The sequence below is a fragment of the Flavobacterium geliluteum genome (assembly GCF_017948595.1).
GTDB classification, from domain to species: Bacteria; Bacteroidota; Bacteroidia; order Flavobacteriales; family Flavobacteriaceae; genus Flavobacterium; species Flavobacterium flavipigmentatum.
On record NZ_JAGFBV010000006.1, the window covers coordinates 140,395 to 161,257 of the forward strand.

The 20,863-nt window shown below is 35.0% G+C and carries 19 protein-coding genes; 4 read left to right on the forward strand and 15 right to left on the reverse strand.

Annotation, left to right across the window (positions count from 1 at the left end):
* The first annotated feature begins 102 nt into the window (after positions 1 to 102).
* The 4 genes from J3495_RS05545 to guaB all read left to right on the forward strand — a co-directional run bounded on the left by J3495_RS05545 (position 103) and on the right by guaB (position 4,732).
* Positions 103 to 969, forward strand: a complete 867-nt coding sequence (locus J3495_RS05545) for a hydroxymethylglutaryl-CoA lyase (RefSeq protein WP_210665576.1) — start codon at positions 103 to 105, stop codon at positions 967 to 969.
* Between the two features lie 79 nt (positions 970 to 1,048).
* Positions 1,049 to 1,600 carry a hypothetical protein gene (locus J3495_RS05550; RefSeq protein WP_210665577.1) on the forward strand — a complete coding sequence of 184 codons (552 nt, stop codon included), beginning with the start codon at positions 1,049 to 1,051 and terminating at the stop codon, positions 1,598 to 1,600.
* On the forward strand, positions 1,597 to 2,997 hold the full coding sequence (locus J3495_RS05555) for a DUF5723 family protein (RefSeq protein WP_210665578.1): 1,401 nt from the start codon (positions 1,597 to 1,599) through the stop codon (positions 2,995 to 2,997). The genes J3495_RS05550 and J3495_RS05555 overlap by 4 nt, the downstream gene beginning before the upstream one ends.
* Before the next feature lie 262 nt (positions 2,998 to 3,259).
* Entirely contained in the window at positions 3,260 to 4,732 is a 1,473-nt protein-coding gene (guaB, locus tag J3495_RS05560; RefSeq protein WP_210665579.1) for an IMP dehydrogenase, read from the forward strand.
* 59 nt (positions 4,733 to 4,791) lie between these two features.
* On the opposite strand, the gene J3495_RS05565 is transcribed toward guaB, so the two are convergent.
* The 15 genes from J3495_RS05565 to J3495_RS05635 all read right to left on the reverse strand — a co-directional run bounded on the left by J3495_RS05565 (position 4,792) and on the right by J3495_RS05635 (position 20,855).
* Complete coding sequence (locus J3495_RS05565) at positions 4,792 to 5,622, reverse strand: hypothetical protein (protein WP_210665580.1); 831 nt, start codon at positions 5,620 to 5,622, stop codon at positions 4,792 to 4,794.
* 165 nt (positions 5,623 to 5,787) lie between these two features.
* Positions 5,788 to 6,669 carry a L,D-transpeptidase gene (locus J3495_RS05570; RefSeq protein WP_210665581.1) on the reverse strand — a complete coding sequence of 294 codons (882 nt, stop codon included), beginning with the start codon at positions 6,667 to 6,669 and terminating at the stop codon, positions 5,788 to 5,790.
* A 324-nt stretch (positions 6,670 to 6,993) separates the two neighbouring features.
* Entirely contained in the window at positions 6,994 to 7,575 is a 582-nt protein-coding gene (locus tag J3495_RS05575) for an NUDIX domain-containing protein (protein WP_210665582.1), read from the reverse strand.
* Positions 7,576 to 7,630: 55 nt separating this feature from the next.
* Positions 7,631 to 8,902: an adenylosuccinate synthase gene (locus J3495_RS05580; protein WP_210665583.1), complete on the reverse strand. Its 1,272-nt coding sequence runs from the start codon at positions 8,900 to 8,902 to the stop codon at positions 7,631 to 7,633.
* Between the two features lie 93 nt (positions 8,903 to 8,995).
* Entirely contained in the window at positions 8,996 to 9,454 is a 459-nt protein-coding gene (locus tag J3495_RS05585; protein WP_026981862.1) for a Fur family transcriptional regulator, read from the reverse strand.
* Positions 9,455 to 9,542: 88 nt separating this feature from the next.
* The gene (locus tag J3495_RS05590; protein ID WP_210665584.1) at positions 9,543 to 11,762 is read right to left on the reverse strand and encodes a RelA/SpoT family protein; all 2,220 of its coding nucleotides are present in this window, start codon (positions 11,760 to 11,762) and stop codon (positions 9,543 to 9,545) included.
* 244 nt (positions 11,763 to 12,006) lie between these two features.
* Positions 12,007 to 12,795 (reverse strand): TrmH family RNA methyltransferase, encoded by a 789-nt coding sequence (locus J3495_RS05595; protein WP_210665585.1) that lies wholly within the window; start codon positions 12,793 to 12,795, stop codon positions 12,007 to 12,009.
* A gap of 140 nt (positions 12,796 to 12,935) precedes the next feature.
* Positions 12,936 to 13,862 carry a DUF2167 domain-containing protein gene (locus tag J3495_RS05600; RefSeq protein ID WP_210665586.1) on the reverse strand — a complete coding sequence of 309 codons (927 nt, stop codon included), beginning with the start codon at positions 13,860 to 13,862 and terminating at the stop codon, positions 12,936 to 12,938.
* Positions 13,863 to 13,908: 46 nt separating this feature from the next.
* Positions 13,909 to 14,400 carry a hypothetical protein gene (locus J3495_RS05605; protein ID WP_210665587.1) on the reverse strand — a complete coding sequence of 164 codons (492 nt, stop codon included), beginning with the start codon at positions 14,398 to 14,400 and terminating at the stop codon, positions 13,909 to 13,911.
* A 129-nt stretch (positions 14,401 to 14,529) separates the two neighbouring features.
* A complete protein-coding gene (locus J3495_RS05610) occupies positions 14,530 to 15,861 on the reverse strand; it encodes a DUF58 domain-containing protein (protein ID WP_210665588.1) in 1,332 nt (443 codons plus the stop codon).
* An 81-nt stretch (positions 15,862 to 15,942) separates the two neighbouring features.
* Positions 15,943 to 16,953 (reverse strand): AAA family ATPase, encoded by a 1,011-nt coding sequence (locus tag J3495_RS05615; protein ID WP_210665589.1) that lies wholly within the window; start codon positions 16,951 to 16,953, stop codon positions 15,943 to 15,945.
* A 28-nt stretch (positions 16,954 to 16,981) separates the two neighbouring features.
* On the reverse strand, positions 16,982 to 18,190 hold the full coding sequence (locus J3495_RS05620) for a DUF4350 domain-containing protein (protein WP_210665590.1): 1,209 nt from the start codon (positions 18,188 to 18,190) through the stop codon (positions 16,982 to 16,984).
* Positions 18,183 to 18,956, reverse strand: a complete 774-nt coding sequence (locus J3495_RS05625) for a DUF4129 domain-containing protein (RefSeq protein ID WP_210665591.1) — start codon at positions 18,954 to 18,956, stop codon at positions 18,183 to 18,185. Before J3495_RS05625 ends, J3495_RS05620 begins: the two co-directional genes overlap by 8 nt.
* Positions 18,949 to 19,890 (reverse strand): hypothetical protein, encoded by a 942-nt coding sequence (locus J3495_RS05630; protein WP_210665592.1) that lies wholly within the window; start codon positions 19,888 to 19,890, stop codon positions 18,949 to 18,951. The genes J3495_RS05625 and J3495_RS05630 overlap by 8 nt, the downstream gene beginning before the upstream one ends.
* Positions 19,890 to 20,855 (reverse strand): stage II sporulation protein M, encoded by a 966-nt coding sequence (locus J3495_RS05635; RefSeq protein WP_210665593.1) that lies wholly within the window; start codon positions 20,853 to 20,855, stop codon positions 19,890 to 19,892. Before J3495_RS05635 ends, J3495_RS05630 begins: the two co-directional genes overlap by 1 nt.
* Positions 20,856 to 20,863: the final 8 nt, after the last annotated feature.

Here is a 20,863-nt window from a genome sequence, read left to right on the forward strand (position 1 = left end):
TCAAAAATAATAACATTTATTGATAATAATTTGACAGAAAGAGAATTATAACTTTTATTTCTTTAAAAAAGATAGTAACTTAGCCTTTATAAAAGAAGCGCTTTGAATACAGAAATCAAAATTATCGAATGTCCTCGTGATGCTATGCAGGGCATAAAAACTTTTATTCCAACCGAGAGAAAATTAGCTTACATTCAGGCGTTGCTCAGAGTAGGTTTTGATACAATAGATTTTGGAAGTTTTGTATCTTCCAAAGCGATTCCGCAAATGCAGGATACGGCAGCGGTTTTGGCACAACTGGATCTGTCGCAAACTACCAGTAAATTGCTGGCCATAATTGCCAATACTCAAGGGGCAACGTTGGCTTCCGAGCATCAGGAAATTCGTTATTTAGGTTTTCCTTTTTCCATCTCAGAGAATTTTCAGATGCGAAATACGCACAAGACGATTGCAGAATCTTTGGTCACCTTAAACGAAATTCTCGAAATAGCCTATAAAAATAATAAAGAAGTCGTAACGTATCTTTCAATGGGTTTTGGAAATCCTTATGGAGACCCATGGAATGTTGAAATTGTAGGCGAATGGACAGAAAAACTCTCTAAAATGGGCGTAAAAATCCTGTCGCTTTCTGATACTGTTGGAAGTTCGACGCCAGAAGTGATTACCTATCTTTTTTCTAATTTAATTCCGAAATATCCCGAGATCGAGTTTGGCGCTCATTTACATACGACTCCAGCCAGTTGGTTCGAAAAAATAGACGCTGCTTATAAAGCCGGCTGTACCAGATTTGACGGTGCAATTCAAGGTTTTGGAGGTTGTCCTATGGCTACTGATATCTTAACCGGAAACATGCCTACAGAGAAACTATTGTCGTATTTTACAGCAAATAAATCTCAGACAGGTTTAAACTCTTTGAGTTTTGAAAGTGCTTACAACGAAGCTTCAAAATTGTTTGGCGCTTATCATTAAAAAAGTTATATTTACTTACCCCAAGCAATAATAAGTGATGTCCTGAAAACGTGGTTATTCTAAATCTAAATGTTTAGTCATGAAATTGCACCTCAAAAATAAAATTTTTAGAATTTTATGTTTGCCGTTATTGTTTATTTCATGTAGTAGTGATTTAGACTTTAATCAAGTTGATGATTTTAAGCTCGAGCCCATATTTGTTGGTAATCTGGTTTATTTTGATGTCCCTGCCAATCAGTTTTTTGATGATGGTGCCGAGCAAGCCATTGCTTTTGATGCTCAGGAATTTGATGTTTTTAAAAATAAATTTTTTAAAGATAATTTGGTCAAAGCCGAATTTAATTTTGAAATCACCAACACCATCAATCGACCTTTTACGATCAGTTTAATACTTCTGGACAACAATGATCAGCAACTTCAGACTTTACGATACGAAGCGCCTGCTTACTCGGGAACGACAACCGTTTTACAATTTAATGAAATTTTCCAAAACGAGCGATTAGACCTTTTAAAACAAACCACTAAACTGGCTTTTTTAATCAACTTAAAAGCTGGACCTCCATTAAACGAAAATACGACAGGTACTTTAAAATTGCGTTCAAGTGCAACTGCTTACACTGAAATCAAATGAAAAGTATAGCGCTTATTCTGTCTTTATTAGCGGGGTTTTGCTGCTTTTCGCAAAATAAGCAGTTGTTGTATAATTTCACCGAAGTTCCACAATCTTTATTAGTAAATCCAGGTGCCGATGTGGCTTACAAATACTATTTTGGGATTCCTTTGCTCTCTGGAATTTCGGCCAACGTAGGCTCAAACAGCTTTTCTGCGTATGATTTATTTGCAAATAACGGAGTCGATTTTAATGATAAATTACGAAATGTCATAGAAAAATCTTCCAATAAGGATAAAACCTATATCAATCAGCAGCTTGAGTTGTTTTCGGGAGGTTTTCGGGTCGGCGGCGCAAACAGTCAGTCGTATGTTTCTTTTGGCGTCTATCAGGAATTCGATTTTTTAATGTATTTTCCAAAAGACGTTGCTATTTTGGCTATTGATGGGAATCAAAATTACATCGGAAAATCTTTCAATTTAGCCGATTTGAATCTAAAAGCCGAAGTGCTTTCTGTTTTTCATGTGGGTTTTCATAAAAAAATCAATAAAAAAGTAGTGCTTGGTGGTCGGGCAAAAATATATTCAAGCGGTGCTAATGCTACTTCTACAAAAAATTCTGGATTTATTTTTACGGGGCAAAGCAACACCAGCCCCAATATTTACAATCAGATTATCGACTCTAATCTTGAGCTAAGAACCTCAGGAATTTCAAAGTTCAACAAAGACGAGTACGACGGCAGTATTCCAAAAGATCTTTTGCACAACACCTTTTTTGCTGGGAGTTTAGGTCTCGGATTGGATGCTGGAATTACCTATTACATACAAGAGAATTGGCAATTTACCGCCAGTATTATCGATCTGGGATTCATAAAACAGTCCAAAGATATCGAGACTTTTACCTACAAAGGCAGGTACCAGTACGATGGTGTTCAGCCCAATTTTAGCAGTATAGACGAGCCGGAAAATATTTTCGATGAGTTCGAAAAAGCCATTCCACGCGACACTTTATACAACAAATATACGACTAACAGACCCACAAAATTCAATGCATCCATTCAGTATTCATTTAAAGAATATCGCTCCGATCAGGATTGCAATTGTAAATCACAGGAGACTCGAAAATACAGAAATGCAGTTGGCGCTCAGTTGTTTGCTATGACCACTCAAAAAGAGCCATTAGTAGCTTTTACAGCTTTCTATAAACGCAGTGTTTTTGAAAAGCTAGATTTTAAAACCACATATACTTTCGATACTTTTTCGAACACAAATATTGGTTTGGGACTTTCTGGCACCCTCGGAAAATTCAATATTTATGCGCTCGTCGATAATGTTTTAGAATTCAAAGATGTTTCAAAAGCCAATAGTATGGCATTCCAATTCGGCCTCAATTTTGTCTTTCAGGATCCAGAAGAGTAGTTTTTTTAGTAGCAATTCCAGCTGTACACTGCAAGCACTCGAGCAAAACAATTTTTTTCTAAGGCCTTAAAAGAGCTTCCGTTGGTCGCTTTTTATGTCCAAGAAAAAATGTTGTTTTACTTTTCGTGGCTTTCCGTTTCCATCAGGGCTAGAGCAGTTGGCAAACGATTTCGTTTTCGAGTCAAAAAAATCTGAAAGAGTTAATGTACAAGTTTCCAATTTATTCACTATATTTGCACGCAATTCAACAAGAAATTGCAACATGATAGCACACAACTCCAAGATTATCGGCGAAGGTTTAACTTACGATGATGTATTACTAGTACCTAACTACTCGAATGTGCTTCCACGCGAAGTGAGTATCAAATCAAAATTTTCAAGAAATATAACACTAAACGTTCCAATAGTATCTGCTGCTATGGACACCGTTACCGAAAGTGCAATGGCAATCGCTATGGCGCAAGAGGGCGGAATAGGTGTTTTACATAAAAACATGACCATCGAGCAACAAGCGGCGAAGGTTCGAAAAGTAAAGCGTGCAGAATCTGGAATGATCATCGATCCGGTTACTTTGCCAATGACTTCTACCATTGCAGACGCAAAAAACGCCATGAAAGAATTTGGAATTGGCGGAATCCCAATTGTTGACGAAAACAAAATCCTAAAAGGAATTGTTACCAATCGTGACTTACGTTTCGAGAAAAACGGTGCAAGACCTATCATAGAGGTAATGACAAGCCAAAATTTAGTGACTGTTTCTGAAGGAACTTCATTAGAGCAAGCAGAAGTAGTGTTACAAGGTCATAAAATCGAAAAATTACCTGTTGTAAATGACAAAAATGAGCTGGTAGGTTTGATCACTTTTAGAGATATTACCAAACTAACTCAAAAACCAATCGCCAACAAAGATGTTTTTGGTCGTTTGAGAGTCGCTGCTGCTATTGGAGTAACAGGTGATGCTGTAGAAAGAGCTGCTGCATTGGTAGCTGCTGGTGTTGATGCTATTATCATCGATACGGCTCACGGTCATACTGAAGGTGTTGTTAATACATTAAAAGAAGTAAAAACAAAATTCCCAAATATTGACGTAATTGTCGGAAACATTGCTACGCCAGAAGCGGCTAAATATTTAGTTGCAAACGGTGCTGATGGTGTAAAAGTAGGTATCGGACCGGGGTCTATTTGTACCACCCGTATCGTAGCAGGAGTTGGTTTTCCTCAGTTTTCTGCCGTTCTTGAAGTAGCTGCGGCTATAAAAGGTACTGGTGTTCCTGTTATTGCAGATGGTGGAATTCGTTATACTGGTGATATCCCAAAAGCAATCGCCGCTGGTGCTGATTGCGTAATGTTAGGATCTTTGTTAGCAGGTACCAAAGAATCTCCAGGTGAAACAATTATCTTTGAGGGAAGAAAATTCAAATCATACCGCGGAATGGGTTCTGTAGAAGCCATGCAAGGTGGTTCTAAAGACCGTTATTTTCAAGATGTTGAAGACGATGTAAAGAAATTAGTTCCAGAAGGAATCGTAGGTCGTGTGCCTTATAAAGGAGAACTAAACGAAAGTATGCTTCAATTTATTGGTGGTCTTCGCGCAGGAATGGGTTACTGTGGCTCAAAAGATATTCCGACTTTACAAGAAACGGGACGTTTTGTTAGAATCACGTCAAGCGGAATCACAGAAAGTCACCCGCATAACGTTACCATTACTAAAGAAGCTCCGAATTATTCAAGATAATTTTTAGTTTTCAATATAAAAAAAAGGCATAAGAGTTTAATTCTTATGCCTTTTTTAGTTTATTTTTTAGAAATTTTAACAACTTGACTATAAGCGCTTTTTGATATCAAATCGATATTAAAATCGGTGTGTTTTAGTTTAAGATTTAATTCCATGTCTAAAGTGTTTTCACTTATAAAATGATTAGGAATATCATAAACTAATTTTCCTGTTCCATTTCCAGAGCCACCAGTCTCAAAGCCAGTGTCAGAAATTTTCATTGAATATACCTGAACAATATCAAAAAAAGCAGATTTCGCAGTAATGTTTTTTAAATTGTAGGTAGTTGTGATGACCATTTCAAGGTTAATTCCAGCCAAAGGAATTGCTAGCGGACTTTCCTGAGAAAAAGATTCTCCTGCTTTTAATTTTTTTTCTGGCATGGCTAGCTGATTAAAGGTGCTTTGAACCATCTGAAAAATACTATTTTTTAAGTTTTCTTCCATTCCTTTGGCTACGATCGAATCCAATTTTGGCATGCTTGAAAGCGTAGCATTACCAAATAAAAGAGTTCCGTTTGGAATTATATTTTTTCCATTTATATCAGATGATTGCAAATATTCTATTGTAATAGGAAAATTTCCATCTTTACCCATTTTACCTGTTTTAGCAACAGTTTCTACATTAAATACATTTTTTACTTTGACTGGATTCTCGGTTCCATTTTTCTTGAGTACTTCTAGTAATTTTTCAGATCCTGAATATGTCATTTCATAATCTGAAGAATTAGTTACTGTTTGATTGTAAATAGTTTCAGGTGTATAACCAGGTTTGAAGTCTAAAATTTCATTCGATTGTCCGTAATTAAAAAACGGCATAATAATAAAAAGTAATAAAAATGATTTTTTCATGTGTGAAAATTAGAATAGATAATTATGGGTACTTTATTCAACGAAAGTATACAAATTATTATCAATGAAAATTTTATTTTGACTAAATTTTCACTTTTTGCTTAAAACAAAAAAAGCAGCTTATAGATGAATTATAAGCTGCTTTTACTGGAGAAAAAATATTTTTTAAAGAGTAGCAGTTTGTTTTTCTGTTTCTCTAACTTTTTGATTCTCTAAAATTTTATGAATAAAAGGTTTTACCTCTTTTTTAATTTCAGCTTCAGAAATATTTAACGCTTTCGGGTTTTTAGCCAGTTGCAGCCACGGTTTTGGAGTATCAAAATTATATTTTCCAAAAACAAGAACAGGAGTTCCTTTTACTTTTACATTTTCGCTGTCGGCCAGAACCCATTCATCTGCCCATTTATAAAGATATTTTGCATCCGCTTCCAACAGGCGTAAACACGAATGCGAAGCGGGATATCCTGGTAATTCATATTCGTGAAAACCAACGCCTAATTTATTTTCAATATTAAAATTCCATTTTAAGTCCCACTCATCGTTAAAGGTGCTGGTCGTTTTTTCGGCTTTCCAGTTGGTAAAAAACAATCCGGTTGGGGTTTGGTCTTTTTTTCTTCCCATGTTGGTTGGACCCTCATAAACGAGTTCGCCATTTTCGTAAGCGGCAAAAGTTTGGGTAGGGTAAGAGAAAATAAGTACTTTAGTAACGTTCTCTAAAGCAGCAACGTGGAATGGAAATGGCAAATAATAAACCAAATCGCCGCTGAAGTCAGTAGGTACGATAACCGAATCGAGTTTAGTAAAATTGCGCTCGTCTGTTCGGTTTACGGCATACGCAATCGCTAATTTTTTAGTATCTTTTTTATTTGCTTCGAGCCAAGTTTTAGTATTTACTAATGTATAAGTAATCGATTTGGGTTTTGTACGTTGGATCGTCTTATAAGGTTTCTTTTCTGGTGTTTTATTAGTTTCATTTTTTTTGCAGGAACCTAATAAAACTAAAACAAGCAAAAGGAGTATATTGCAAGTTAAGTATAACTTTTTCATAAATGGTATTTTTTATGTCTGTAAAGTTATTTATTGCCTTTTGAAACCGCTTACACAATTTTTTTATTTTTTTATTGGATTTTCATTCTATTGCTTTCATTTCATGTAAGTCATCTAAAATTATCTTAAAAAGTTTTAATATAGCTTTTAAAAGTTCCAAATCACGAACTTTTCTATTAAGAAAAAAAGACAATTCAAATTGGTCTTTCGGCAATCTTTCTCCCCATATTCCTTTCTGATCAGATATTTGCAAATTCTTACCAGATATTTTTTTTTCACTTTTTCAGACATACGCTTGTTTTATATCGTTGTTAAATTAAAAAACTAAACCAACCCTTTTATTCTCGCATGCTGCAATAGCATAATAGTTTTAGCATCTGTTATTTCCCCGGATTCAATCATGGCGTAGGCATCTTCAAAAGTATATTCCAGAACTTCAATGTTTTCTTGCTCGCTGTCAAGCCCACCGCCATTGCTGACTTTCATGCTTTGATCGTATTCACCCACAAACAGGTATAAAATCTCTGTAACTGCTCCGGGCGACATATACGTTTCAAATACTTTTTCTACTTTTTGCAGGCGATATCCGGTTTCTTCTTCTGTTTCCCGAATCACGGCTTGTTCAGGATTATCGTGATCCAAAAGCCCGGCGCAAACCTCAATCATCATTCCAGATTTATTTCCGTTAAGGAAAGTAGGTAAGCGAAATTGTCTCGTAAGAACAACCGTTTTTTTAATCGAATTATACAACAAAATTGCAGCACCGTTTCCACGGTCATACACTTCACGAAAATGTATCTGAGGCTTTTCATTTTCTTTTTGATAACTAAATTGTACGCGGTTCAAAATGTACCAATTGTCAGACAATAATTTAGTTTCGGTAATTTTAATTTCTGGATTAATCATAGAAAAATAATTTTGTATAAAAAAACGCTCTGGTTATCAGAGCGTTTAGTAGTTGTTATTTCATTATCGTTTGCTTTCTGTCTGGCCCAACCGATACAATTTTGATTGGTACTTCAACTTCTTTCTCAATAAATTCAATATATTCTTTTAGCTCAATTGGCAATTGCTCATAAGTGGTCATTCCAGTCAAATCTGCCTGCCATCCTTTAAACTCTTTATAAATAGGAGTTACATTCTCCGGTTCGATATTGTACGGAAAGTGAGCGATATTTTCTCCTTTATAATTGTATTCAGTACAAACTTTCAATGTTTCAAAACCTGAAAGAACATCGCCTTTCATCATCATTAATTGCGTCACTCCGTTTACCTGAATTGCATATTTTAAAGCAACTAAATCTAGCCATCCGCAACGTCTTTGTCTTCCTGTTACAGATCCAAATTCGTTTCCAACTCTTGCCATTGTAGCCCCATCTTCGTCAAAAAGTTCAGTAGGAAAAGGCCCGCTGCCCACACGAGTTACATAGGCTTTAAAAATTCCGTATACTTCTTTGATTTTGTTAGGAGCAATTCCCAAACCAGTACAGGCTCCTGCAGCAGTTGTGTTTGATGATGTTACAAAAGGATATGTTCCAAAATCAACATCCAGCAACGAACCTTGAGCACCCTCGCATAAAATAGATTTACCTGCTTTTTGAGCTTGGTACATGTATTCTTCACTGTCAATAAAATCTAATTTTTTTAATTCTTCGATAGCTTCAAAAAATTCTTTTTCAAGTTCTTCAAGATTATACTGAATAGCCACATCATAAAAAGCAATCATCGCTTCATGCTTGTCTGCCAATGCTCTGTAGCGTTCTTTAAAATCTTCCAATTCAATATCGCCAACACGCAAACCATTTCTACCCGTTTTGTCCATATAAGTTGGTCCAATGCCTTTAAGAGTAGAACCAATTTTTGCCTTTCCTTTTGATGCTTCAGAGGCAGCATCTAATAAACGGTGTGTTGGTAAAATTAAATGTGCTTTTCTCGAAATGATCAGTTTGCTTTTAATATCAAGGTTGAATTTCTCTAAACCTTCAATTTCTTTTTGAAAAACTACTGGATCTATTACAACTCCATTACCAATAATGTTGATTGATTTTTTATGAAAAATTCCAGAGGGAATGGTTCTTAGTACATGTTTTATTCCGTCAAATTCTAATGTATGTCCTGCGTTTGGTCCTCCCTGAAAACGGGCAATAATATCATAATTTGAGGTAAGAACGTCTACAATTTTTCCTTTACCTTCATCTCCCCATTGTAATCCTAGTAATAAATCTACGGTCATTCTGTTTTAATTTGCGTTAGGACAAGTTGAATGTCCTACTGATTAATGTAGTTAATTTTCTTTTTTTATTTTTGAATAATATCCTGTTGTGGATTATTGTTTTTGCTTTTTGTTGCCATAGAAATACAAGGAATGATTCGTTATTTCGATATCAAATATTTCTTCGATGGTTTTTTTGATGGTTTGAATTCTTGGGTCACAAAATTCGATTACTTCACCAGAATCTGTCATGATAATGTGATCATGCTGCTTATCAAAATATGATTTTTCGTAGTAAGCCTGATTTTGCCCAAATTGATGTTTTCTAACCAAAGCGCAGTCCAACAATAACTCGATCGTGTTATACAAAGTGGCTCTACTCACACGATAGTTCTTGTTTTTCATCTTGATGTAGAGGTTTTCTATATCAAAATGTTCTTCGCTATCGTAAATTTCCTGAAGTATAGCATAACGCTCAGGAGTTTTGCGATGCCCTTTTTGCTCAAGATACATTGTAAAAACATTTTTTACAATTTCTTGATTTTTAGTGTTGTCAGTTGAAATGAGTGTCATATCTGGCAAAGATAATTTTTTATTTTTAATGAATAAAAGTTTCGTGTTTAAAGTTTCGTTATAAAACCTTTCCTAAACAGTCAAAAAGTTAGGTTCTATACTCTCTTGTCACTTTATCAACTCCGTCAATTTTCTTTATCGCCGTGATCATCTTTTTCAAAATCGTATTGTTCTGAACAATCACAGCTACTTGACCGTGAAAAATTCCGGCATCGGTACTTAGCGAAATACTCTGTATATTGACGCTCATATTGTTCGAAATCACCTTGGTTAGCTGGTTGGTAAGTCCTAAAACATCCATTCCTGTAATGTTAATAATGGCTTTAAATTCTTCTTGAGACGAATCGATCCATTTGGCACTCATGATGCGATACGCATAATTCGACTGCATCCCGATAGCATTCGGACAGTCTTTTTTATGAACTTTAATCCCTTCATTTATAGTTACAAAACCAAAAACATCATCACCCGGAATTGGGTTACAGCATGGCGAAAGTTTATAATCGAGTTTGTCATGTTCAGTGCCAAAAACAAGCATATCATAGTTACTGCTGATTACTTGTTTGTGAATGTCATCATCCGCAGTATCCTTATTTCTTTTGATTTTATTTTTAAAGAAATTGATGATCGAATTGCTTTTCTGTGCCGCGTAATCTTTTAACTGCTGATTTTCGATAGCGCCAATTCCAACTCTGTAAAATAAATCTAAACTGGTTTTGAGTTTGAAAAAATTAACCAACTCATTGATAACTTGCTCGTTGATAGTGATTTTTAAGTGTTTTAGCTTACGCGTAAGCAACTCTTTTCCTTCTTCGGCAATTTTCTTGGTGTTTTCGTTAAGGACGTTTTTAATTTTAGTTTTCGCTCTGCCCGTGGTTACATATTCTAGCCAGTTGACTGTTGGTTTTTGGTTGGCCGAAGTAATCACTTCGACTTGATCACCACTTTTAAGTTCGTGATTTAGCGGTACCAAACGTCCATTAACGCGTGTTCCTCTTGTTTTGATTCCGATTTCGGAGTGAATACTAAAGGCAAAATCCAGCGAGGTGGCACCTTTTGGCAACGATTTAATTTCGCCTTTGGGTGTAAAAACAAAGATTTCTTTTGAATACAAATTCATTTTAAAATCTTCTACAAAATCAACCGCATTGGTTTCTTGATTTTCCAGAGCCTCACGAAGTAAATTCAGCCACACATCCAGGCCACTTTCTTCGTTTGCTCCATTTTTGTATTTATAATGCGCTGCATATCCTTTTTCTGCAATTTCGTCCATACGCTCGCTTCGCACCTGTACTTCGACCCAGCGACCTTTTGGTCCCATAACAGTAATGTGCAAAGCTTCGTAACCCGTTGATTTTGGAGATGAAATCCAGTCACGCAAACGACTTGGACTTGGCCTGTAATGATCAGTTACTATAGAGTAGATTTTCCAAGCCACAAATTTTTCGTCGTGTTGGTCGGATTTATACACAATTCGAAGCGCAAATTTGTCGTACACTTCATCAAAACTTACATTTTGGGCACGCATTTTTCGACGAATCGAATAAATAGATTTTGGGCGGCCCTTGATGATATAATCGATATTTTCATCATCTAAAGACTTTTTCAAAACATCCGAAATATCTTTGATGTATGCGTCTTGTTCTTCTTTTGTTTCCCTAATTTTACTAACAATGTCGTTGTAAACTGCTGGTTCAGTATATTTTAAACCTAAATCTTCTAGTTTGGTTTTAATGTTATAAAGACCTAAACGATGGGCGAGTGGTGCGTAAATATAAAGCGTTTCCGAGGCGATTTTGGTCTGTTTGTATTCTACCATCGACTCCATAGTTTGCATGTTGTGCAAACGATCGGCTAGTTTAATCAAAATAACACGAACATCATCATTCAGGGTCAGAATCATTTTTCTGAAATTTTCTGCCTGCATAGAAGCGTTCAGATCTTTTTGAACCATCGAAATTTTGGTAAGACCTTCAACCAATTGCGCTACTTTCGGATTAAATAAGCGCTCAATATCTTCCACTGTAACAGGAGTATCTTCGACCACATCGTGTAATAAAGCCGCAGCAATTGCCGTAGCTCCCAAACCAATTTCTGAGGCTACAATTTTTGCAACTGCAATAGGATGAAAGATATACGCCTCGCCAGATTTGCGTCGCTGTTCTTTATGAGCATCAACAGCTACATCAAAAGCTTTTCGAATAAGTTTTTTGTCGGTAACCGATAATGTTTGGTAACTAATTCGAAGTAATTCTTTGTATTCGTGTGCAATTGCTTTATTTTCTTTTTCAATATCTATTTCTATCATAACGGCAGGTTCAATCCTTAAAAATAAGCATTAGTTTGAATATACGCAAGGGAAACCATTGCTGATTTTGGAGTTTAAATTTTTGATTTTGAAAAACAAAATAAAGGCCAAAAACACAAATTTTGTTCCTCAGAAGAATAATTATCAAGCTTCAATTCACAATAATGAAACTTCAATTAAACCAAAAATATCGATCAGAAAGTCATTGACTATCAATTCATAATCATTAACTAAAAATCTAAATCTAAAATCCTCTCTGCCGTTTAGCCTCAAAGATTAAAATAGCTGCTGCCACCGAAACATTCATGCTGTCGATTTCGCCTTGCATAGGTATGATGATATTTTGAGTAGCGGCATCTCGCCAGTCCTGCGTTAGTCCCGTTGCTTCTGTACCCACAACCAAAGCAGTTGGAGTTGTAAAGTTCTGTGTATGATAAGAAGTCGAATTTTGTAAAGTAGCACAGTAAAAAGCAATTCTTTTTTTCTGCAGAAAAGCAATAATTTCGGACGTTGTTCCGGTGGCAATTTGATTGGTAAACAGACAACCTACGCTCGAGCGAACAATATTGGGGTTGTACAAATCACTTTTTGGATTGGCAATCAAAACCGCATCCAGATTTGCAGCATCCGCAGTACGCAAAAGGGCTCCAATGTTTCCTGGTTTTTCGGGTGCTTCGGCGACTAAAATTAATGGATTATCAGATAATTTTAAGTCAGATAATTGCATTGGTTTTGTTTTTGCAACTGCAAGTACGCCCTCTGTGGTGTCGCGATAGGCTAGCTTTTGATAGACTTCTTTGTTAATTTCGATCAATTGAACAGAAGAATTGACCAGTTTCGAAATCTCATGCTCCGTCACCAATTCTGGTAAAAACAAAATGGTTTCTAGTTCGTAACTGCCTTTTAGTGCTAGCGAAATTTCACGTAAACCTTCTATCAAAAATGTTCCTGTTTGTTTGCGGGCTTTTGCCTTTTCCTGCAATAAAACAAGCGATTTTATAAACGGATTTTGTACAGAAGTAATTTGTTTCATTTTTATAAGGGACTAAGTTTTTAAGGTGCTAAGGTACTGAGTTTTTTTTTAAAGAGGTAAAGGTTTTACAGCTACAAGGTTTTAAAGAAAGGCTAAAAAAGAAACGCTCCATAATTATTGAAGCGTTTCTTATCACTTAGTTATTCCTCAGAAGAAGTGGTTTCTTCTAATAATTCATCTTCTTTTGGTTTGGTCATCACCTGATCTTTTTTACCAAATAAAAATTTCTTTGCACCTGCAAATGCTGCTATAAGTCCAAAAAATATGATTTTCCCAAATTTTGCAATAATCGCAAAAAAACCAACTTTTGCTAGAACTTTCCCTGCTACAAGTCCACCAATTGTCCAAGCAGCAACTGTATCAGTATCTGCATCAAAATCTAAATATTTATTTCCTTTATCAAATTCAACACTTTTTAAAATTTCCGGAATACTTGCTTTTACTTCTTTAAGTTCGCTCATTGATGCAACGGCAGATATATTATACATTCCTTTACGTCCTAAAACTCGCAAATCATAATTTAAAGTGTTAAATTCATCGGTGCCAAATTTTAATTCTTTTGCCCAGTGAAGTACTTTTAAATTACTATCATAAAAGGGTTTTGATGCCCAGCCAATCAAATGCACCTCTGAATATCCTCCTTTTTTTCTCTCTTCATTTCCTGTTTTTGTATCCTCCTGCATGGTCTTCAATAAATCGTCGTAGTCAATGTCATTTGCATCATCATCTTTCACATAACCATCTCCTTGATAGCTTATTATGAACATCCAGCTACTTGTACCTGTTACTCCCTTTCCATCAGGAACCAAAGCGCCTAGTACACCTTCATCCTTGGGATTTCCCCATAAATCAGTCAAAACATGCTGGGTTTGTTCTGCGTTTAAAAATTTGAATCCTTTAGGGACATTTAATGCTCCATCTCCTTCAGCTAGTCTAATCCTGCCACTTTCGTACTTAATAGATTTCTCTATTTTATCATAATATGCCTGAGCGGTATCTTTTTCCTGTGCATTTATTTTTGAAATAAAAGCAGCGAGTAAAAAAACAATAAAGAACGATTTTTTCATTTGGTCTGGTTGATTTTAATTGGTTTTTATAAAATTTAGATTGGAATTATTTTGTTTTTATGGCTCTTTTCAAAATAGCTATGGTTTTTAAACTTGAAAAAATGAATGTCGCAACTACTATAATTTCTGCGATAACAAAAAAATAAAATAGCGTTTCAAATGCATTATCCCGATGTATCTGGGGTGGGGCAGAAAGTGGTGGATAAATAGTTATTCCAGCTTCTATCGTAAAGATTTTTATAATTTTTATGACTTGCGCTATTAAAACAATCATCAAAAGATTGGAGAGGAGAAATATAGAATTGATCGTAATAATTCTAAAACGAGTGATAATCATCCTAACTAAATAAGTAAAGAAGAAGACAAATAGAATTGTTAAAATTAAAATATTAGTTGATTCTATGACAAAATAGGTGTCATGAATATTGATGTCAACGGTGGTTTCTTTGTTTGGAAATACTAGATTAGGATTGTATGCCAGGTAACTGATTATGAGCAGTACAACCGACCAAATAATCTCTTTTGTTAATCTATTCATTGTGGCAACATTTCATAAATAAAGCGATAAAAGGTTTTATAGTAAGGTAATACATTTCTAATATTCTTCGATTTCGAGTTTTTTTAGCTGAAGCGATGATTTTTCAATTCACAAAACCCGTTTTGTATTTTACAAAATCCCTCTTGCCTTAATCTCCAAATATTTATTAATAGCATCCAAAGTCAGATTTTCGGGCTGGGTGAGAACAGTATGAATGCCGTATTTCTTGAGTTCGTTGGCGATGAGACGTTTTTCGAAGATGAATTTTTCGGCAATTACTTTGTCATACACTTCCTGAATCGTATCTGTTTTTTTGTTGATAATGGCGTTCAATTCGGTATTTTGAAAAAACACCACTACCAGTAAATGACTTTTGGCAATTCCTTTAAAATAAGGCAGTTGTCGATTTAAGCCATCCATAGTTTCAAAATTAGTATACAAAATAATCAAACTTCGCTGGTTGATGTTTTTCTTGATGTCAACATACAATCGGCTGTAATCACTCTCAAAAAAGTCAGTTTTGATGTTGTACAACGTTTCGAGTATTTTTTGCATCTGCGAACCTCTTTTTTCTGCAAAAACTCTGTTTTCAACTTTTTTAGAAAAAGCAAAAATCCCAGCTTTGTCTTGCTTTTTCAAAATCACATTGGATAAAACCAAGGTAGAATTGATTGCGTAATCCAGTAAACTCAAGCCGTTAAAAGGCATTTGCATCACACGTCCTTTGTCTATTGCCATGTAAACTGACTGGGATTTTTCGTCTTGAAATTGGTTGACCATCAACGCATTTTTCTTAGCAGTCGCTTTCCAGTTTAGTGTTCTTAAATCGTCACCTTGAACATATTCTTTTATTTGTTCGAATTCCATTGTATGGCCAATTCGGCGAATTTTCTTGATTCCGTACTGAAAAAGATTGTTCGAAAAAGCCAAGAGATCATATTTTCGCAGCTGAATGTAAGACGGATAAGTAGGGACCATTTTATTTTTATCGAAAGTAAATCTTCTCGAAATTAATTTCAAAGGTGAAGAAACATACACATTCAAACTGCCAAAATAATATTCTCCGCGCTCGGTTGGACGTAAATCGTACCCGATTTTATCTTCGGCAGCTGCTTTTATGGTTCTGAAAATTTTAAAATCACGTACTTGAAACTGAAACGGAATTTCATCAATTATTTTAATCGAAATAGCAAAAGTATACCGATTTCTGATCGAAATTGTCACTGGATTCAGATCTCCGTTCGACAGTTTTTCAGGAGTTTCACGTGTGGCTTCTATCCCAGTTTTAGTAAAGTACAAAAGCAGAATATCAAGCGCCAAAAAGGTGCCTAAAACCAGAATAATAAACCAAACGGCGTTGTATAAATTAGGAAAGATAAAAGCACAAACAAACAATCCGATAATGCCCAAAAGCACATAGAAGAAGAAGTTATTGAGGTAGAGACTTTTTATAAATTTCAAGTTTTTATGTTTTTTATGGTTGCAACTTTTTAAGTTTCACTTCTTACTTTTCCTGACAGCAAATCGTTATTTTGATAAAGATTATCTCGGAATTTCGACTGTTTCAATAATTTGTTTAATGATTTCAGGGCTTGCGATTCCTTCCATTTCTCGCTCTGGCGCCACAATAACTCTGTGTTGCAAAACGGGAACAGTTGCTTCTTTAATATCTTCCGGCGTTACAAAATCACGACCACGAATGGCGGCAAAACCTTTGGCAGCATTTAGAATAGCGATAGAGGCACGAGGTGAAGCTCCTAAGTACAAAAAGGCATTTTCGCGCGTGTTTACCACAATTCGTGCAATGTATTCCAGTAAATTCTGCTCGACTCTGATTTGCTTTATCAAGGCCTGATACGTTTTGATGTTTTCTGCAGAAAGAATAGTTTTTATAGCTTCTAATTTGCCCTGATTCTCCAACAAATGTTCTCTCTGAATGATGAGAATTTCTTCGTCTAATTTTGGATAATCAATAGTAATTTTGAATAAAAAACGGTCTAATTGTCCTTCCGGTAAACGATAGGTTCCTTCCTGCTCGATTGGGTTTTGGGTTGCAATGACCAAAAATGGCGTTTCAAGCTGATTCCTTGTTCCGTCAATCGTGATCTGGCGTTCTTCCATCACCTCAAAAAGTGCGGCTTGTGTTTTGGCAGGCGCACGATTGATTTCGTCAATTAAAATTAAATTAGAGAAAATAGGACCTTTTTTAAACTCAAATTCAGAAGTTTTTAAGTTAAAAATAGATGTTCCTAAAATATCAGAAGGCATCAAATCTGGCGTAAATTGAATTCGGCTAAAGCCAATATTCAATGTTTTTGCCAATAATTTTGCCGTAATTGTTTTGGCTACTCCTGGTACACCTTCTAACAAAACGTGTCCGTTTGATAAAATCGCTACAAGAAGCTGATCGATCATTTTTTCCTGACCCACAATCACCGTTCCCAGTTCTTTTTTAATGTCGTTGATGTGGTCTAAAAGTGGCGCTAAATTAAGTCTGGTTTCAAAATTCACATTTTCGTTGGTGAGTTCTGTTGTTGTATTGATTTCGTCCATGATTAGGTATGTTTCTTTTGAATAATTTTTAATTTAATATTTTCTCGATGGCATTATTAATTGTGATTAAATCTTCTTCGAGACTTCCGTGATAACTTTTTCGATGTTCATTGATTAGAAAGACTAGATTTCGAATATCTTCTTCCTCTTTGCCTGATTTATGATGTAATTTTTTGATGAAATCCTCATCCAGCTTGGTCGTTTCTATTAGATATTCATTTCTGATTCTTTCTAGGAAATAAATAATTTTTTTGTCGATAATATTGCCGTGATCGCCTTCCTGATAATACAAGTTTCCGATGGTTTTGGTAAAATCGACCGTTAAGTTAGGGAGCGGTTTTAATATCGGGACCACACGCTGTTTGCGTTTGGCATTAAAAAGCATAAAAATCAGCATTCCGATTAAAAATAGGTACCAAGCCCATTTTAAGGCCGGCTGACTTAAAATATAACGCATAGGTGATTCCGAAATTGTTTCGCTATTTTGTCCTTTCGTGTACCAAAAAACATCACCTTCAGGCAGATACGAAAGCACATTTTGGGCATATTGATGATGATTTCCTTTAAGCAAATGAAAATTGGTAAATGCAGCTGGTTGCGTGTGCAAATAAAAATACCCGTTTTTATACGGTATCTGGATAAAATTGATTCTCTTTTCTTTTACTTTATTGCCCTGATACCCCAGAACAGTGGTGTTTAGCGTATCAATTTTAGAAAAATAATAGTCACCCATTCCTTCTGTCATGTGGTATTTTTGCGAGCTCACGGTTTTATTGGCCATCCAGAAAGAGGTACTATCCGAAATCTGAAAATCGGCTCGATAATCTAGTTTTAGACTGTCTAACAAAGACTGCGGAAATGTTTTCATGCTCAAAAAAGCATTATTTCCGTGAGAAACAAAGTAAAAAATCTCTTGAATCGATTGGTCGTCAATACCTCCAAATTCTGAAATAGTTAAAAAAGTACCTTTTATTTTGTAGTCGTTAACCAACGTATCAGCATCGTATTTTGCATCTAAAAATTCGTAAGGTGTGATTGCCGAAACTCGTTCTATCTTCTGATTTTTTAGAAGCCCGTCAATTTCTTTATTAAAAACATATAACCCAAACGGAATTTTATCGTTTACAGAGTAAGTCGGACGCCAATCAATAGGTTTTGGACGGTTGCGATCTGCCACCAAAATAAGGGCAAAAACAAGGACCAAAATAGCAATGTATATTTTTAGTGTTTTATTCATTGCTAAACTTTTTTATAGAATTTTTAAAGCTAATTTGTGCTTTTTGGAACATGTTGTCATCAATTTCAAATTCGCCGTACCAAATATAGTTGTACAAGTATGACAAATAGGTAAACTCTTGTTTGTGAGTAGGACTCTGAATTTCGTACAAATAATCGGTATTGGTTTTTTCGATGTCCCATTCGATATAATGATTTTGCGCCATTACCTTCAATAACCAAAGATAATAGTAGCGGATACAAAGTCTTTTGTCTCCTTTTTCGAGGCTTTCTTCGATTAATTTTTTAAAATCCAGCAAATGAATATTCTTCTCTATATCCGAATAATAAATAGTTTTTCGATTAGAATCTTTTCCGAAAATCCATTGTCCTTCTTTGTTAATTAAGGCTTTTACAATCAGATAAATGACAGAAACTACAATTAAAACCGCTATGACTTTCAATAAAATCGAAACAAAATTCATAGAAGTCTCGTTACTGCTAAATCGAAATAAATCTTTAAAAACATTGGCTAACCATTCTTTAAATCTGTCCCAGGTATTTTTTTCAGGCGTTTTATATTCGTAAACAAATTCGGAATCTTTGTATTTTTTTTTGAAATTTTTCTCAAATGTTTTGGCTTCAAGGCTGTCAACATCTATGTAAATATCCTCTTCAGTAAATTTTACAGAGGCCATCTTTGGAGGTTCGGCTTTAGCCAAAGAATCCTGTGCATTCGAGATTGTGCAGAAAAATAAAAAAGAAAAAACGAGTAAAACTTTATTCATTATCGGTTCCGATTAGGTCAATTTGGCTGTTAGAAGTCAGGTTTTCGTTTTCTTCTCTTAAACTATAATAGATAATTCCTTGGTTGATAATGACTAAGTTGTTGAAAAAATAGCTTAATAACACCGCAAAAATAAAGATTATAGAGATAAAAATGCCTAATGAGGAATTATTGTCTGTGTTCCAACCGGCAGATCTATTAGACGTTAGAAACGCAACAATGCCAATTAAATAAGGTATCATAGTCAAAAAGCTTTGTATTATTTGTATGAGCATCAACACGACAAAAGTAGTGCCGACGATTGCCCAAAATTGCTGTTTGAGTAAAGAAAAACCAATTTTTATAGCTTGAAAGAAACTTGTTTTTTGTGTCAGGTATGTGTAAAAACTCAAATTGATCCAGGCAATAGTAGCTGGAGCGGCAATGAGAAGCAAAGGAAAGCCAATAAGTATAAAGCACAAAACGATCAGCAAGGCAAAAACCAATATGATAATTGGCATGATGATGAACAATAATCCCAAAAAGAATTTTAATAATCTTCCTGTGTTTTGTTTCAATCGCACTACGATTTCTGAAGTTGTAATTTCGGCACCTTCATTTTCGCCAACAAGTTGTAAATAAATAATTGGATAGGCCACATTTAGCAACGATAGAACAATTATTAAAATTCCGAAAAGGATAAATGAAGCAACAAAAAGAGCAAAGTTTTCATTAAAATATTGCAAAAAATAGCTTCCTTGTTCGGCTCCGGTATTGGCAAACAAAACTTCAAAATAGATTTTAAAAATAAAATACATCAGGACACATAAAATCAGTAGAAAACCACCGTTGATGATGGCGTAGTTCTTGAAAAAATGTTTTCCAAAAGTTTTAAAAAATGCAATAGTATCTGAAATGTAACTGCTAAAATCTCGTTTTTTAAAAAGTTCAAACATTATATAGAAGTTGTTTTTTTATGGACAATAAAAGGATAAATCAGGTAATAAAAAGAGATTATACTCAAGGTGAATAAAATAATGAAACTACTGAGCCAATTGGGCATCTGAATAGAATATCGTGTGATGAAACCTTCTAGAAATCCGGCACTTATCGTAAAAGGAAATGTACTCAGGAATATTTTGAAACTATTTTTGAAACCTATTTTGAATGAATTAATTCTCGAAAAAGTCTTTGGAAAAAGAATAGAAGCACCTAAAATAAAGCCAGCTGCTGTTTCGATAACAATAGCAAAAATTTCCATAGAACCGTGAATCCAAATCCCGCGAACACTTTTCCAAAACACATTTTGCTCATAAAAAAAGTACTGAAAAGACCCTAACATGATACAATTTTGCAAGAAAATGTAAAAAGTACCAATTCCAAAAAAGATACCATAAATGTAGCATCTTGCGCCCACGTATAGGTTATTCATGGTGATTCCGATAAAACTTCCCCAGTTGCTTCCTGATCCGTAAACCGCCATTGGATTTCCTTTTTTGATGTTTTCTAAGGTCATATTGACATAATAATCTCCCAGAATCAACCTAACGAAATTTTGATCGTAGATGGCAGAAACCACTCCAATCCCGACTGTTAGAAAAAACAACACAAAAGCATACAATAAATATCTTCTGTAGTCATAAAGCAGCAGTGGTACCTCGGTTTTGAAGAACTCTATCAATCTGTTTTTCTCTGTTCGTTTGGTTTTGTAAATCTTCTGATAAATCTGTGATGCAAGGTAATTTAAGTAAATTACAGTCTTACTTTTTGGGTAATATGTTTGTGCATACGACAAATCATTCATCATTTGAATGTACAAATTAGCTAACTCATCAGGATTTTTTTTAGCTTTACCAAAAATAGCGAGTTCAAACTCCAGCCATTTTTCTTTATTTTGTTTTATGAAGGCGACTTCTCTCATTGCATGCT

What these genes read in the sequence shown, in the direction of transcription:
- J3495_RS05630 (WP_210665592.1), bottom strand. Translation starts at nt 19,890, where the DNA reads ATGTTTGAACTTTTTAAAAAACGAGATTTTAGCAGTTACATTTCAGAT.
- J3495_RS05580 (WP_210665583.1), bottom strand. Translation starts at nt 8,902, where the DNA reads ATGACCGTAGATTTATTACTAGGATTACAATGGGGAGATGAAGGTAAA.
- J3495_RS05570 (WP_210665581.1), bottom strand. Translation starts at nt 6,669, where the DNA reads ATGAAAAAGTTATACTTAACTTGCAATATACTCCTTTTGCTTGTTTTA.
- J3495_RS05585 (WP_026981862.1), bottom strand. Translation starts at nt 9,454, where the DNA reads ATGACACTCATTTCAACTGACAACACTAAAAATCAAGAAATTGTAAAA.
- J3495_RS05590 (WP_210665584.1), bottom strand. Translation starts at nt 11,762, where the DNA reads ATGATAGAAATAGATATTGAAAAAGAAAATAAAGCAATTGCACACGAA.
- J3495_RS05550 (WP_210665577.1), top strand. Translation starts at nt 1,049, where the DNA reads ATGAAATTGCACCTCAAAAATAAAATTTTTAGAATTTTATGTTTGCCG.
- J3495_RS05615 (WP_210665589.1), bottom strand. Translation starts at nt 16,953, where the DNA reads ATGGACGAAATCAATACAACAACAGAACTCACCAACGAAAATGTGAAT.
- J3495_RS05555 (WP_210665578.1), top strand. Translation starts at nt 1,597, where the DNA reads ATGAAAAGTATAGCGCTTATTCTGTCTTTATTAGCGGGGTTTTGCTGC.
- J3495_RS05600 (WP_210665586.1), bottom strand. Translation starts at nt 13,862, where the DNA reads ATGAAAAAATCGTTCTTTATTGTTTTTTTACTCGCTGCTTTTATTTCA.
- guaB (WP_210665579.1), top strand. Translation starts at nt 3,260, where the DNA reads ATGATAGCACACAACTCCAAGATTATCGGCGAAGGTTTAACTTACGAT.
- J3495_RS05620 (WP_210665590.1), bottom strand. Translation starts at nt 18,190, where the DNA reads ATGAATAAAACACTAAAAATATACATTGCTATTTTGGTCCTTGTTTTT.
- J3495_RS05595 (WP_210665585.1), bottom strand. Translation starts at nt 12,795, where the DNA reads ATGAAACAAATTACTTCTGTACAAAATCCGTTTATAAAATCGCTTGTT.
- J3495_RS05575 (WP_210665582.1), bottom strand. Translation starts at nt 7,575, where the DNA reads ATGATTAATCCAGAAATTAAAATTACCGAAACTAAATTATTGTCTGAC.
- J3495_RS05605 (WP_210665587.1), bottom strand. Translation starts at nt 14,400, where the DNA reads ATGAATAGATTAACAAAAGAGATTATTTGGTCGGTTGTACTGCTCATA.
- J3495_RS05625 (WP_210665591.1), bottom strand. Translation starts at nt 18,956, where the DNA reads ATGAATAAAGTTTTACTCGTTTTTTCTTTTTTATTTTTCTGCACAATC.
- J3495_RS05635 (WP_210665593.1), bottom strand. Translation starts at nt 20,855, where the DNA reads ATGAGAGAAGTCGCCTTCATAAAACAAAATAAAGAAAAATGGCTGGAG.
- J3495_RS05565 (WP_210665580.1), bottom strand. Translation starts at nt 5,622, where the DNA reads ATGAAAAAATCATTTTTATTACTTTTTATTATTATGCCGTTTTTTAAT.